The organism is Pseudanabaena sp. Chao 1811 (assembly GCF_027942295.1).
Lineage (GTDB): Bacteria > Cyanobacteriota > Cyanobacteriia > Pseudanabaenales > Pseudanabaenaceae > Pseudanabaena.
In genome coordinates this window covers 2,889,761-2,903,467 of the sequence record NZ_CP101416.1, presented here as the reverse complement: position 1 = coordinate 2,903,467, position 13,707 = coordinate 2,889,761, and the positions used below count along the sequence as shown (strand labels likewise).

The following is a 13,707-nucleotide window of genomic DNA, read 5'->3' as shown; positions in this document are numbered from 1 at the left end:
TTAAAATCCGTTGCGAGTCCGAAAACTAATGAGGACTATTCCAACATTACCTGAATCAACCCTCCAACTCCTACTATTTATTGACGATCGCCCTAAGGCAAAAGATCTTGTCAAGGAAGTAGAGGAATTTTTGCAACAAGAAAAAGCTTGTCCATCGGAACTGCAAATCATTAACGTTGCAGGACAGCCACAACTAGCAGAGCTATTTAAAGTGGTCATGTCTCCTGCATTGCTTAAATTATCACCTTTGCCACGGCAAACGATCGCGGGTAAAAACCTCATCAAGCAATTAGAAAACTGTTGGGACACATGGAAACAACAGGTGTTAGATCAGGCTATACATCACTATCCACCTGAACTAGCCCAAAATATTGAATATATGACCGAAGTAGCCCATTTGGCTGATGATGTATTTCGCCTTTCACAGGAAAAAGCTGAAATCGAGGAGCAACTGCGCTTCAAGGATCGAGTCCTTGGCATGTTGGCTCACGACTTGCGAAATCCCTTAACGGCAATTTTATTAGCGATCGATACGATCGAAAAAAGTGGCGACAAGATCGAGCCACAAATGGTTTCGCGCTTACTTAAACATGCCCGTAATAAAGCAAGAGATGCGGACAATATGATCACCGATATTCTCGAAGCAGGAAGGGGGGCTAACGCTCAGTTTCGGACTCAACGTCAAAAAATTCAATTTGATCAGCTTTGTCACAGTGTTATTAGCGATTTCTATTTCAATAAATGCTTGGAGGGGAAAATGCAAAAGCTGATTAAAGATATCCCCACTGATCTCCCCCCTGTCTATGTTGATCAAGAAAAAGTTCGACAGGTTTTAATCAATCTTTTAGGCAATGCCACCAAATACACCCCCGAAGGCGGCAAAATCGAGCTAACCGTGATGCACCGTACTGCCCAAAAAATTGAAGTTAGTATTACTGATAACGGACCAGGGATTCCTGCGGAATTGCGCGATCGCGTATTTGAGGAGCGCTATCGCCTTGAGCGTGACGGGGAGGCTGAGGGTTATGGCATTGGTCTATCGCTCTGTCGGCGGATTATTACTGCCCATTATGGGCATATCTGGGTCGATGATGCGATCGGCAAAAAGGGCAGTTGTTTCCGCTTTACCCTACCTGTCTACTAAAATTTACAGCCTCCTCTGGATCTTCACTAGGCAAATCGGACATTGTCAGCAGGGTTTGCCCCTAGGCGACAGAGGTGGATCGCTTTGTTCGGCGGGGTAATTGAGTCAAAACATACATTTAATTCCAACAACTTATTACTTAACGTCAGTTCGGATTAAGCTGGCAAATTTTAAAAGCGCAAAAGTAAAAGCCTTGCGTAGCAAGGCTTTTACTTTTGCGCTTTGATAGAGGGTTTGCTACGCAAACCCTCTATCAAAGCCCATTTCAAATTATCCCGAACTCGCATTACTTAAGCGGAGTTGCCTGCATCATATTAAGTCTTGAGTCAATTGCATTAAATTTACTCGCACATTTAAGTTTTTGCTGGCGATCGATAATTTGATCTAACATTTGCATCCGTTCATTTAAAGCTTGCTGATCGCGAGGATTTGTATCGATCCACTTGGAATAAGCATCTAATGCATCATACCAATAGGCATTACTGGCATATATTCTAGCTTTATGTAAATCTGTAGAAGCCTTATTGATTAGATCCATTACGGATTGATTACTTTCTCTTTTTATAAATGTTATTGCATTTATTCTGCTAACGGAATCTCCTTGATCATTGACATCCATGTAGCGAATTTGCCAAGCATAAATTTTGTCTATATCAATCAAAGGAGCATTAGAAGGCAGAGTTAATTTATAAAGTATCCCCTTTTGATTAACTTGTATAGGTTTCGATGTAACGCTAAAAATTGATTTAGCACTCCGCTCAAATCCATCTCTTAAAATAAAATTTATAATAAATTTTTTAGGATACTTCTCAAAAAGTGGTTTGCGCTCAATATACCAATAAAAAGTTGGACGAGATGCAAGCGTTTTACCTCCATCATCTGGAGCAAGAAGATCCACTGCGATTAAGTAGGAAGCACCACATCTTAAGACTACTTGTGATGATAATTGCGGTTTGATACCTAAGCCATAAGAACTAACAGGGCTTGACTGCACAGCAACAGGTAAACACCAACTAATTCCACTTAAAAAAATTAAAAGAGAAATTGATTTGGGACAGAGATCTAGAGCTTGCTTTAGGGAAATTCCTATCAACATAGCCTTAAGAATTAAAAATTAATTTATATCTGATACTCTAACCAATTAAAAGAGGTAAAAGTCTTAAGTTACCAATTTAAATTTGCAGAAGCTGTAATAACTATGGGGTGTAGCCACCGAAATAAGACAACGGTGATAGCGACACCAATATAGGCAGGACGGATAAATTCTTTTAAAACTAATTGTTGGCGACCTTGGGCGATCGCCAGAAATGGCACAACGGAAGTACGTTCCTTGAGCGCTAGAAATGCGTCCCCATGACGCTTAAATAAACGATGATCGCCATGCCAAACTGCAAAGGAATGGTAACTAACTAAGGCGATCGCTGTGGTCAGGGCAAAAGAAGTACCCAGCCAGAGTGTATGGGCTATACACCAGAGCGTCATGCCAATTAGCTGGGGATGGCGGCTGATGCGCGTGATCCCCGTCTCAAATAAATGCACCTGTGGCTTTTGGATCGCTGCAACTTCGCCTAGATTGAATGTCGCAGGATAGAGGAATAAAAAGGCGATCGCCGATAAACCTAAAACAAATTCATGAATTCCTGTAACGCCCTGTAAATTCCACAATTGCACGCCGTCATAGCGGTGGTTGAAGTAAAAAATAAATAGGACGACCGCAAGAGGAATGCTGACCAAAGCAAACAAAACTCGATATAGCCTCTCTCCAATCTTCGATTCCGCCCAAATCCGTAATGCAGCAAGCCCACTATGGGCGATCGCAAAGGTCAAAATTAAGCCCAGCATTACAAAATGGGTGAAATAGGTTGAGAAGAAAGTGCTAAGAGAAGTCATGTTAACTAATTACGAAAATAGATCTAAAAAAGCGAAGGTAGCATAATAAATTTTAACTTTTATTGCAGCTAGCCATACTTTAGTTTGAAGCGCAAAATGGCAATATTCAAAATTAGCGTGATCCCGTTAGCGATATAGATGGGTGCAGCATTCACCAATAGTCCATAAATTAGCCAGAGCGTGATCCCCGCAATGAAAGTAATTAACATCGGCAAAGAAATATCCTTAGTCGATCGCGATCGCCATACTTGGATTACTTGGGGCAAAAAGGCAAAGGTCGTCAGAGATGCAGCCGTAAATCCAAGAATATTGGTAAAGTCCATAGGTTACATAAATAGGCTAATTTGAGGATATATCCCCAATGGAGAGTGGCGGCGCGAAGCGCCGCCACTCTCCATTGGGTTTTATAGCAAAATATCCTTAGATTAGAATTTAAACACATGAACCAACGCATCATCGGCATCACAGGAGGCATTGCCACAGGTAAAACCACGGTTTCCAATTATCTACACGATACCTATGGCTTACCAATTCTGGATGCGGATATTTATGCTAGACAAGCTTTAACAGGCGATCGCCTCGCAAGACTTAGCGATCGCTATGGCAAGTTAATCCTTGATGCGCAAGGCAACCTTGATCGCCGCAAGTTAGGTGCGATCGTGTTTGAGAGTGTGAGCGAGCGTAAGTGGCTCGAAGCCTTAATTCATCCCTATGTCCAAAAATGCTTGATTAGTGAATCCAAACGTCTCGCACCATCAACTGTCGTTATGGTAATTCCCCTGTTATTTGAGGCGAAAATGGAGGATTTAGTGACTGAGACTTGGGCGATCGCTTGTGATCCCCGACAACAGCTACAAAGACTCATGAATCGCAATCATTTATTAGAATCCGAAGCAAAACAAAGAATTTCTAGTCAAATGTCCCAATCGGAAAAAATCGAACTTGCCGATGTGGTAATCGTTAATTCTGACAATACCGAAGAACTATTCTTTCAAGTTGATAATGCTCTGTTTAACTCTCAACTTGGTGTGCATTTTCGTATCTGTGATCCAGTTGCTTGATGCACTTGTACAAGAGATCATCAAGCAACCTATCCTTATCTTTTAGTAGCCCATTCCCGCACATGGCTGATTAATGCATTCTCTTTGAGCGTATTTTTCAGTTCTAAAAAACTCTGGATATCACTAGTTTTTAATACAGGAAAAGCAAGACTGCGATCGCCCAAAATATAGCGATCCCCAACTAGATGATGAATTGTTATTGCCTGACCGTCATAACGCCACACCTCAGGCACACCTAATTGAGCATAGATGGCAAAACGATTTAACGAACTACTTGTAATATCAATTTCGATCGCTAGATCTGGTGGGGGATCAATCTGTAAATCGATCTGATCTTTACCCCAAACCTGTGCCTCATTTTGGATGTAATAGCATTGATCGGGTTCTAGACCTCTGGCTAGATCTTCGCGATCGCAGGTCATCGAACCTAAGCTACAAATTTCTAAATCTAGAGACTCAGTTAACACCTCAACAATTCTACCTAACAGCTTCTTATAACTTTCATGTAGTTCCGATGGCATCCTTATTTCTAACAGTCCTTGGTCATAGGTAAGTCTCTTGTTAGGCTGTGACTCCAAATCACAGGCGATCGCCCGATATGTCTCCCATCGAATTGATGGCAACAATATCTGATTACTGGTGCGATCGCTGGATTTGGTCAGAGTTACCGTCATGACACCTTCATGTTATTGCTGAGGCTTTTCAGGAGTAGTTGCAGGTAAATTTAGAGGAATGGGCTTAGCATCAGGAACATTCTTGGTCGATGGGGCAACCTGTGGGACAGGCGCTGTTACAGCTGGTGCTGTAAACCAACCACCGCTAAGCACAACGGTTAAGCCCAAAAATGCTGCTGTCAAGAACCAAGTGATTCGATTAAGGGCTGTTTCTGCACTCTTAGTACTCGAAAATAATTGAGCTTGACCACTAAAGCCACCCAAACCATCGCTCTTAGGGCTATGTAATAAAATTAAAACTACTAGGCATACAGCCACTACTGCCCAAACTGCTTTTAAAGTTCCGTACATTTTAGATATTTTTCTTTAGATATTTTTCTATAAACAGCTTAACGCATCAACAATTACATTAGAAGCAAGAGTCATTGCTGGGTGATGGCTCTTGCTCTTAAGCAAACTGCTGACCTAGTTCAATGGGGTTATGAACAGTGATGCGTTTTTTGGAGATGGCGATCATCTTCTGCTTTCGCAAATCGCCTAGTAGTCTGGTTACAGTTACTCGCGTTGAGCCGATCGCCTCAGCGATCGCCTGATGTGACAGCTTCAAATCAATAGTCACACCTTCTGATGATGGTGTACCAAAATCACGGCAAAGAATTAGCAAAAAGCTAACTAGCCTTGATCCCATATCACGGTGGGCTAAAGTTTCAATCATCATCTCCGTTTGCAAAATCCGTGATGACAATCCACGTAATAGCACCATCGGCAATTCAGGATCTTCTTTTAATGCTTTCTCGACTTGATCGATTGGCACAGAGAGCAACTCCACAGGCGTAAAAGCAACCGCATGATAAAAGCGATCAGATCGATTACCTGTGATCAAAGACAAAACACCAAAAACACTATTTTCACGCAGTAGGGCAACGGTAATTTCTTCTCCTGCTTCGTAAACTCTCGAAAGTTTGACTGCGCCTTTAACTAAAAAGTAAAAACGTTCCGCAGGATCACCAGGAAAGAAAATTGTCTTACCGCGTTCAAAGGTTTCTGTCATGGGTGGAAACATTCCCCCATTCATTTCGCGAAAGACTTCAACAAGAGCACGGTCAGCCAATCTTATACACCCTCTTTAACCAAAATAAAAAATAAGACTAAGCAAAACACAAGTGAGCGTATGTGCTTTGTAGGAAAGTATGCCAGCGCACAATCAATTTAAGTTGTGTGTGCTAGCTTTCATATAACTTACAAATAAACGTTATCGAAAACTGCACCTGTGCCTATCGCCATGCAGATAGTCTGCAAATCTCCACTTACAGAACATTGATAAAAAACAAAGAAAATTTCTTTAATTTAGTTTTAGTTCTCCAAAGCGTAGATTGAATCTAAACGGCAGATTTAGATTTATGGACGACTATTCTCACTTAAACGCACTACATCATTGTAGTTTGTATCATGATGCACATTTTCTCAAATTAAATATGATTCTGAAATACAGACTTTCCTACTAAAGCCATAGTGAACATAGATCTAGGGCGATCACTACCTAAACATGCTACTTACAGAAGTATCTTCATGGACACGCCAAATCGTTTCACCCAATAGATCCGCAACCGATAGAACCCGTAATTGAGGAAAATAGTTTTCTTGTCTTACAGGTGTGGAATTAGTCACGATGACTTCTTCAAATACACCACTGGATAGGCGGTCAATCGCTGGAGGCGAAAAAATTGCATGGGTAGCACAGGCATAGACTTGTCTTGCACCCTCTTTTCTGAGAAGCTTTGCTGCTTCATAGATAGTTCCTGCGGTATCAATCATGTCATCGACAAGTACAGCAGTTTTACCTGAAACATCCCCAATCACATTCATCACCTCAGCTACGTTATGGCTTTGGCGACGTTTATCAATGATTGCTAGAGGCGCATCATTAAGTTTTTTTGCAAAAGCTCGGGCGCGAGCTACGCCCCCCACATCGGGCGAAACTACCACCAAATCAGGCAATTTCTTTTCACTAAGATAGTCCAGTAAAACTGGAGCGCCATAGACATGATCGCAGGGGATATCGAAATATCCTTGGATCTGTGCGGAGTGTAAGTCCATCGCAATGACGCGATCGGCTCCAGACTGCACAATTAAGTTGGCAACTAATTTTGCCGTAATCGATTCACGTCCTGCGGTTTTACGATCAGCCCGTGCATAACCGTAATAGGGCATCACTGCGGTAATTTGCCTTGCCGATGCACGACGGCAGGCATCAATCATAATCAATAGCTCAGTTAAATGGTCATTAACAGGGCGACAGGTTGGTTGAAGCAAGTAAACATCACAACCCCGAATCGATTCCTGTACCTGCACATAGACTTCCCCGTCAGCGAAATTTTTTCGCACCATAGGTCCTAATTCGATACCTAAATAACGGGAAATCTCTTGGGCAAGCGGCAAGTTTGCCGAGCCAGCAAACAGCCTAAGTCGATCTTCACCGCTATTGAGAGAGGGTAGTCTGTGAAGTCCGTGCCTAGTAGTCGTTAAGTGTGTCACTGCAATTTATTTAGGAGATAACATAGCCATACTTTTATTGTGATGCCTAATTCGCTATTCGCCACATCTGTTTACGATTAAATTAGATTATTTTTTTCAGATTGCGATCGCTAATAAACATAAAAGACGGAGCAAAGCACCGCCTTTTTTATTTTCTTTTATTTTGGTGGGCGACGACGCTGCAAAAAGTCAGGAATATCCAACCCCGGCTTACTCAACTTAATTTCAGGCTGGGCAGTACTTTGGGTCGTACTAGGAGGCAGTGGAGCTGCTTTTGATGTAGATGCGGGAGGCTGCGGGGGCTGCGATCGCTTAGAAATTTGAGGTGGAATCGCTGGATGCGTCTTTGGGGCAAAGCCCGTCGCAATTACTGTAATCCTAATTTCACCATCCATCTTCGGATCAATTACCGCTCCGAAGATAATATTGGCATTTTGATCGACAACTTCGTAGATAGTCTCAGCAGCAGCATTTACCTCATGGAGAGTCATATCTTCACCACCTGTGATGTTAAAGACAACTCCACTAGCTCCTTCGACCGATGTTTCTAGTAATGGCGAAGAAATCGCTGTCATGGCAGCTTCCCTAGCTCTAGACTTACCTGAACCAATGCCAATGCCCATCATCGCTGAGCCCGCATCTGCCATCACTGCACGAATATCTGCGAAGTCCACATTAACGAGTCCGGGGATCATGATGATATCGGAAATACCCTGTACACCTTGACGCAGGATATCATCGGCAACACGAAAAGCTTCTTGGACAGGAGTTTGCTCTGAGATCACAGACAACAATTTATCGTTGGGGATCACAATCAGTGTATCGACACGACTCTGTAAACCAGCAATCCCTTCTTCAGCTTGTTGTCCACGTCTTCTACCTTCAAAAGTAAAGGGGCGAGTGACGATCCCTACGGTCAATGCACCTGCTTCTTTGGCAACCTCCGCAATAATGGGTGCAGCGCCAGTGCCAGTACCGCCCCCCATACCTGCGGTAATAAATACTAAATCAGCTCCTTCAACGGCAGCAGCGATGTCATCACGGGACTCTTCAGCAGCTTTTTGACCGATCGCAGGATTACCACCAGCACCTAAGCCTCTGGTCAGTTTTTGACCCATTTGGAAGCGTTTAGATGCAGAGGATTGTAGAAGCGCCTGAGCATCGGTATTAAACGACCAAAACTCCACGCCAACTACATCACTCGCAATCATGCGATTTACAGCGTTGCCGCCGCCGCCGCCAACACCAATTACTTTAATTTTTGCAACACTGCCCAACATGATATTATCCGCTTTTGCATCAACGCCTAACTGCTGCTTCATACGATTGTGAGAGTGACTTAGGTTTAGCCTAGAGTTATTTGAAAACTCAGAAAGTTCATCCATTTCCACGTCTACTTCTCCGTTTTCTGAACCATTTGAGTCCAAATCTGACCAGTCGTTTTGAGATGTCATTTATCGAGGGATGTCATAAATAGAATCGTTTTTACTGATGCTCTCTAGATTTCGCTAAGCTTAAACCCCTTTCGAGCTAAAAGTTCGATTTATAATTTAAACCTAACAGAAAAAAATAATAATAGCCTTAAAACGACTATTTAAGATTTTGTTTCTGAAGATTTATCCTTGGGGGGGACATTCATTTCTAAAACTGGGTTGGTTGGTTGGCTCAAATCAATATAATTAAAACTGCTTAATTTTAACTTCTCAGGTAATGCTCTCAGCCGATCAAGCGTCTCTAACTGTGTGCTAAATAGTGATGGCTTGTATGTACCAAAATATACAAATCCCAGCTCAGTAGTCAGAATTAGATTTGATTCATCCCTTGCATCTACTTGCGATATTTTGACTTGACTTTGACTAACCTGACGATACAAGGTTGACCATTGCGATAGCTTACGATTAATTGGCTCTAGCACGACAAGATTAGGCTTAGTGATATTAGATGGATACACCTTGGCAGGCATCCAAATCCCCTCAGCATCGAGAAAGCCTTGCTGACCATTGCGCATGGAGTTGGCAACTGGGAGACGCTCTTGGACTTGGATCGTTAGTTTAGAGGGGAAAATTGTACGGGAAACTGAGACTTTAGAGACGGGAATCGATGCTTCTAATTGAGAGGCGATCGCCTGTGGCTGAATCTGAAAAATTGACTGGGGATATTGAATTGGTAGAGATTTTCTTATGGTGTCCTTAGAGAGGAGTTTATTCCCCTCAACGTCAATTTGATTAGAGCTACGCAATTGCCATTCTGGCAGCATGGCAACCCACAACATGCCACCTGTAAGCCCTGTGATAAATACTAATTGCCAAATACGTTGAAAAATGCGAAGGCGGCGTTGTTTTCGCAGTTGTTTGCGGCGAGCCACATAGTCTGCCTCTCCATCGGAGATCGGGAATTCAAGCGTCATCTTTGCCCTTACCTAAAGTTTTAGATATTGCTAGGAGTCAGATGATGGGCTACTAGCAAATTGCCGTTCCAGCATAGCAATGATTTCTTCCCGTTGGGTTGAAATAGTTAAAGGGTCTTTGGCATTAGATTGTAAAAACATCACTTGATCTCTAGGATCAACCAATGTTTGTTTTTTTGACATTAAAGACTGGATAGCTTTAACAAAAAATATACCTGCACTAATCACTAAAAGCACAGATATTGATATGTAGATAATTGCTGCGATCGCCATATCTCTAAAATGTTCAAATAAAAATGTTGATATCACAATAGATGAGGGAGTTAGGTTTTTCAATCAGAATTACGAAAATGTATAGATTTGCTTTGCAAAGCTTCACATAATCAGCATCTAAAAAGGCGAAACACTTGTCTTAGATGCTTATAAAAGCCCCAAAACCTGTAGCTCACGCTGCGCGTGAGCTACAGGTTTTGGGGCTTTATATTTAATTGCATCCAGCTACTCAGGTACGGAGAACGCGACAACATCTAGAGATTGGCTTGACAATGGATTCGATATAATCAGGTTTAGTTAATACTCAGTAACATTTAGTAATATTCAGGAGCTTTGCAAGATATGCACGAGCAGGGAACGATCAGCATTCATACCGAGAATATCTTTCCCATTATCAAGAAGGCTTTATATTCAGAACGTGATATCTTCTTGCGGGAATTAATTTCTAATGCTGTAGATGCAATTAGCAAACTGAAGATGGTGTCCTATGCGGGCGAAACTACGCACTCCGCCGATCCCGAAATTGTTGTCACAATTGATAAAGAAAAAAAGACACTCGCGATCGCCGATACGGGCATCGGCATGACGGCGGATGAAGTCAAGAAATATATTAACCAAGTTGCCTTCTCTAGCGCTCAAGAATTTGCCACAAAGTATGCCAGCAGTGGTACTGGTGATCAACAAATTATTGGTAACTTTGGTTTAGGCTTCTACTCGTCATTTATGGTAGCGAGTAACGTTGAAATTGATACGCGATCCTACAAAGAAGGGGCAGACGCTGTCCATTGGTCTTGTGATGGTTCAACCACATTTACCCTTGATAGTAGCGATCACACCAATGTTGGTACGACGATTACCTTGACCTTGCAAGAAGATGCTGAAGAATATCTGGAAGAAGCATCGATCAAGCGAATGATTCGCAACTATTGCGACTTCATGCCCGTACCGATCAAGCTCAATGATGAAGTCATTAATAAACAAACTGCTTTGTGGGACAAATCACCCAAATCAGTTACCAATGAAGAATATTTAGAATTCTATCGTTATCTCTATCCTTACCAAGATGATCCTCTGTTCTGGATTCATTTGAATACGGATTATCCCTTTGTAATTAAGGGCATTCTCTATTTCCCTAAGATGAAGGCAGATATCGACCCCAATCGTGGACAAATCAAATTATTCTGCAATCACGTTTTTGTCAGTGACAATTGCGACGATGTGATTCCCAAGTTTTTGATGCCTTTGCGTGGGGCGATCGATAGTACTGATATTCCCCTGAATGTATCCCGTAGCTTCTTGCAAGGTGATCCCAAGGTTCGCAAGATTCAAGACTTTATTGCCAAGAAAGTAGGCGATCGCCTCACTTCTCTCTATAGTGACTCTCGCGAAGAATTCTTGAAGTGTTGGCAAGATATCAGTATCTTCATGAAGTTTGGCTCAATGAATAGTGACAAATTCTATCAACAAGTCAAGGAAATTCTAGTCTATCCCACCACTAGTGAAGATGAGAAAGTTAAGAGTGAAAGTGGCCACTATACAACGCTCCAAGAGTATCTAGAACGCAATAAGGCGGAACATGAAAACCAAGTGTTCTATACTTCTGACCCCGTTGCGCAAGGAACTTATGTAGAACTTCATAAGAACCAAGGTTTAGAGGTGCTAACGTTTGATTCCTTCATCGATAGCCACTTTATTAACTTCCTTGAGCGCGAGTTTAAGGATATTAAGTTTTCACGAGTGGATGCGGAAATCGACGATCGCCTTGTAGATAAGGAATCAAAAACAGAAATCGTTGATCCTAAAACCAATAAGACCAAGAGTGATCATCTCCAAGACATCTTCCGTGCGGCGCTGAATAAGCCAAAACTCACGATCCGTACTGAGGCAATTAAGGCTGAGGATGCCGCTTCCGCACCACCTGCGATTATTCTTCTACCTGAATTTGCGCGTCGGATGCAGGAAATGACTGCCCTGATGCAGCAAGGAACCGTTAGCTTCCCTGAAGATCATGTTCTACTCGTTAATACTTCCCATCCTTTGATGGAGAAATTGATTGAGCTAGATGCCAACCAAATTCTCATTGATGGTAAATCGGAGACAGCAGACTTGGCAAACTTGATTTGTACCCATGTCTATGATTTAGCTCTGATGGCGCAAAAGAGTTTTGATGCTGACAGCATGAAGGGATTCTTGCAGCGTTCTAATCAGTTGCTAACTAAACTAACTAGCAAAATCTAATTAAAAAAAGAAAGGGCGCAAAGCGCCCTTTCTTTTTAGTTAATGCGAGTTCGGGATAATTTGAAACGAGCTTTGAGAGAGAGTTTGCGGAGCAAACCCTCTCTCAAAGCTCAAAAGTAAAAGCCTTGCTTAGCAAGGCTTTTACTTTTGGGCTTTTAAAATTTGTCAGCTTAACCCGAACTAACGTTAGTTAATAGGATTTAAAACGACTATTGGTTGTAAGCCAGATTCCATCACTTCACTAACACCTAAAAAATTCTGATCACAGTCATACATTCTTGCGTACTGTGAATTAATATTCTCATTTTCAGTTGGAATATCTTTGATTGCGATCACCTGTCCCATACACCACCTTTTTGTCTGATCGATATCAAGCAAAACTTCAGACAAAAAGTGCAACCCATGATCAGGAGCAAGAACTTTGAGACTTTGCGATCGCATAAGTTCAGCAACCTGATCAAAGGTCAAACTTGCTTCCAAATCAAACCCGTTACTATAAGTGCGCCTTAGTGAGGATAAAGTCGCTCCATAACCAAGCTTCTCTCCCAAGTCTCTAGCAATGGAACGAATATATGTGCCTGAACCACAGGCGATCGCTACATCTAATTCTGGATAATCTCCCTCAGTCCAGCCTAACACCTTAATTTCTGTAATTTCTACCTCACGCATAGGAATATCTGATTCATTAATTTCACCTCTTCGCGCGAGATCGTAAAGCCGTTTTCCATTGACTTGAATCGCGCTAAAAGCAGGTGGGCGCTGCGTAATTTTGCCTTGAAAAAGAGGCAGATATTTCTCAACTTCAGCAAGAGTTAAGTTGGGACAGAGGTGATCGCTAATCACTTCCCCCGTAATGTCATCGGTATTAGTCACAATCCCAAAGCGAATTTTGGCATTATAAGCTTTACCTTCAGGTAGAAATCGTAAAAGTCGCGTCGCATTGCCAACCGCGATCGGCAAAACCCCTGTAGCCATAGGATCAAGCGTACCTCCATGACCTATTTTTTTTTGTTTCAATATCTTTCGCAAATTACTCACACAGTCATGGGCAGTAATAATAGGTGGCTTATCGATACTAATAAATCCATTAAACATAAAAAATTAAACTGATTATTAAACTGATGAAACTAAGTGATATAGCGATTAAATAGTGTGTGTGAGTAAACCCCAAAGAAGCCCAATCTCATAAACTATCGAATCTCCTGAAGGAATTAGAATCGCTATAGTACCGAGGTATAGAGGTTTGTTTTCAACTAAAGGCTAGAAAGAAAATCCAGACTTCACGAAACTGAGAAGCGCTATAGTAATTGAGAATTCCTAAGAAATACACGATAGGATCTACTCGAATCGTTACATCATTAATTCTTACCGCAATTTTTAATGGTAAGGTACGGGATTTCCCATGTATGAATGGAACGAAAGCTAGGAAAATTTGTCATAAAATAGATACTGTAGATAAAAAGTAACTCTTACAAAAGCTGCATC

The 13,707-nt window shown here is 41.9% G+C and carries 14 protein-coding genes; 3 read left to right on the top strand and 11 right to left on the bottom strand.

All coding sequences use genetic code 11. The features are described from left to right. The first annotated feature begins 28 nt into the window (after positions 1 to 28). Positions 29 to 1,144: a histidine kinase gene (locus NMG48_RS13280; RefSeq protein WP_271252000.1), complete on the top strand. Its 1,116-nt coding sequence runs from the start codon at positions 29 to 31 to the stop codon at positions 1,142 to 1,144. Positions 1,145 to 1,430: 286 nt separating this feature from the next. Here NMG48_RS13280 and NMG48_RS13275 read toward each other — a convergent pair whose 3' ends face one another. From NMG48_RS13275 to NMG48_RS13265, 3 genes are all read right to left on the bottom strand, one after another. Then, positions 1,431 to 2,240, bottom strand: coding sequence for a DUF928 domain-containing protein (locus tag NMG48_RS13275; RefSeq protein ID WP_271251999.1), 810 nt, complete (start codon positions 2,238 to 2,240; stop codon positions 1,431 to 1,433). 68 nt (positions 2,241 to 2,308) lie between these two features. Beyond that, positions 2,309 to 3,034 carry an NnrU family protein gene (locus NMG48_RS13270; protein WP_271251998.1) on the bottom strand — a complete coding sequence of 242 codons (726 nt, stop codon included), beginning with the start codon at positions 3,032 to 3,034 and terminating at the stop codon, positions 2,309 to 2,311. Between the two features lie 68 nt (positions 3,035 to 3,102). Continuing rightward, entirely contained in the window at positions 3,103 to 3,357 is a 255-nt protein-coding gene (locus tag NMG48_RS13265; RefSeq protein ID WP_271251997.1) for a SemiSWEET transporter, read from the bottom strand. Positions 3,358 to 3,474: 117 nt separating this feature from the next. On the opposite strand from NMG48_RS13265, the gene coaE reads away from it, so the two are divergent. Continuing rightward, entirely contained in the window at positions 3,475 to 4,095 is a 621-nt protein-coding gene (gene coaE / locus NMG48_RS13260) for a dephospho-CoA kinase (RefSeq protein WP_271251996.1), read from the top strand. 35 nt (positions 4,096 to 4,130) lie between these two features. On the opposite strand, the gene NMG48_RS13255 is transcribed toward coaE, so the two are convergent. From NMG48_RS13255 to NMG48_RS13225, 7 genes are all read right to left on the bottom strand, one after another. Beyond that, a complete protein-coding gene (locus NMG48_RS13255; RefSeq protein ID WP_271251995.1) occupies positions 4,131 to 4,769 on the bottom strand; it encodes a Uma2 family endonuclease in 639 nt (212 codons plus the stop codon). Positions 4,770 to 4,781: 12 nt separating this feature from the next. Beyond that, positions 4,782 to 5,120 carry a preprotein translocase subunit SecG gene (gene secG, locus NMG48_RS13250; RefSeq protein ID WP_271251994.1) on the bottom strand — a complete coding sequence of 113 codons (339 nt, stop codon included), beginning with the start codon at positions 5,118 to 5,120 and terminating at the stop codon, positions 4,782 to 4,784. Between the two features lie 97 nt (positions 5,121 to 5,217). After that, positions 5,218 to 5,844, bottom strand: a complete 627-nt coding sequence (ntcA, locus tag NMG48_RS13245) for a global nitrogen regulator NtcA (RefSeq protein WP_126390050.1) — start codon at positions 5,842 to 5,844, stop codon at positions 5,218 to 5,220. A 461-nt stretch (positions 5,845 to 6,305) separates the two neighbouring features. Next, positions 6,306 to 7,304: a ribose-phosphate pyrophosphokinase gene (locus NMG48_RS13240; RefSeq protein WP_271251993.1), complete on the bottom strand. Its 999-nt coding sequence runs from the start codon at positions 7,302 to 7,304 to the stop codon at positions 6,306 to 6,308. Positions 7,305 to 7,462: 158 nt separating this feature from the next. Beyond that, a complete protein-coding gene (gene ftsZ, locus NMG48_RS13235; RefSeq protein ID WP_126385600.1) occupies positions 7,463 to 8,758 on the bottom strand; it encodes a cell division protein FtsZ in 1,296 nt (431 codons plus the stop codon). Between the two features lie 140 nt (positions 8,759 to 8,898). Beyond that, positions 8,899 to 9,711, bottom strand: a complete 813-nt coding sequence (locus NMG48_RS13230; protein WP_271251992.1) for a cell division protein FtsQ/DivIB — start codon at positions 9,709 to 9,711, stop codon at positions 8,899 to 8,901. A gap of 30 nt (positions 9,712 to 9,741) precedes the next feature. Beyond that, on the bottom strand, positions 9,742 to 9,984 hold the full coding sequence (locus NMG48_RS13225) for a hypothetical protein (protein ID WP_126385598.1): 243 nt from the start codon (positions 9,982 to 9,984) through the stop codon (positions 9,742 to 9,744). Positions 9,985 to 10,326: 342 nt separating this feature from the next. Here NMG48_RS13225 and htpG point away from each other — a divergent pair, with 342 nt between their 5' ends. Next, on the top strand, positions 10,327 to 12,222 hold the full coding sequence (gene htpG / locus NMG48_RS13220; RefSeq protein WP_271255275.1) for a molecular chaperone HtpG: 1,896 nt from the start codon (positions 10,327 to 10,329) through the stop codon (positions 12,220 to 12,222). 186 nt (positions 12,223 to 12,408) lie between these two features. Here the strand turns inward: htpG and truB are convergent, their stop codons facing one another. Next, positions 12,409 to 13,317 carry a tRNA pseudouridine(55) synthase TruB gene (truB, locus tag NMG48_RS13215; protein ID WP_271251991.1) on the bottom strand — a complete coding sequence of 303 codons (909 nt, stop codon included), beginning with the start codon at positions 13,315 to 13,317 and terminating at the stop codon, positions 12,409 to 12,411. Positions 13,318 to 13,707: the final 390 nt, after the last annotated feature.

What these genes read in the sequence shown, in the direction of transcription:
- NMG48_RS13280 (WP_271252000.1), top strand. Translation starts at nt 29, where the DNA reads ATGAGGACTATTCCAACATTACCTGAATCAACCCTCCAACTCCTACTA.
- NMG48_RS13275 (WP_271251999.1), bottom strand. Translation starts at nt 2,240, where the DNA reads ATGTTGATAGGAATTTCCCTAAAGCAAGCTCTAGATCTCTGTCCCAAA.
- NMG48_RS13270 (WP_271251998.1), bottom strand. Translation starts at nt 3,034, where the DNA reads ATGACTTCTCTTAGCACTTTCTTCTCAACCTATTTCACCCATTTTGTA.
- NMG48_RS13265 (WP_271251997.1), bottom strand. Translation starts at nt 3,357, where the DNA reads ATGGACTTTACCAATATTCTTGGATTTACGGCTGCATCTCTGACGACC.
- coaE (WP_271251996.1), top strand. Translation starts at nt 3,475, where the DNA reads ATGAACCAACGCATCATCGGCATCACAGGAGGCATTGCCACAGGTAAA.
- NMG48_RS13255 (WP_271251995.1), bottom strand. Translation starts at nt 4,769, where the DNA reads ATGACGGTAACTCTGACCAAATCCAGCGATCGCACCAGTAATCAGATA.
- secG (WP_271251994.1), bottom strand. Translation starts at nt 5,120, where the DNA reads ATGTACGGAACTTTAAAAGCAGTTTGGGCAGTAGTGGCTGTATGCCTA.
- ntcA (WP_126390050.1), bottom strand. Translation starts at nt 5,844, where the DNA reads ATGAATGGGGGAATGTTTCCACCCATGACAGAAACCTTTGAACGCGGT.
- ftsZ (WP_126385600.1), bottom strand. Translation starts at nt 8,758, where the DNA reads ATGACATCTCAAAACGACTGGTCAGATTTGGACTCAAATGGTTCAGAA.
- NMG48_RS13230 (WP_271251992.1), bottom strand. Translation starts at nt 9,711, where the DNA reads ATGACGCTTGAATTCCCGATCTCCGATGGAGAGGCAGACTATGTGGCT.
- NMG48_RS13225 (WP_126385598.1), bottom strand. Translation starts at nt 9,984, where the DNA reads ATGGCGATCGCAGCAATTATCTACATATCAATATCTGTGCTTTTAGTG.
- htpG (WP_271255275.1), top strand. Translation starts at nt 10,327, where the DNA reads ATGCACGAGCAGGGAACGATCAGCATTCATACCGAGAATATCTTTCCC.
- truB (WP_271251991.1), bottom strand. Translation starts at nt 13,317, where the DNA reads ATGTTTAATGGATTTATTAGTATCGATAAGCCACCTATTATTACTGCC.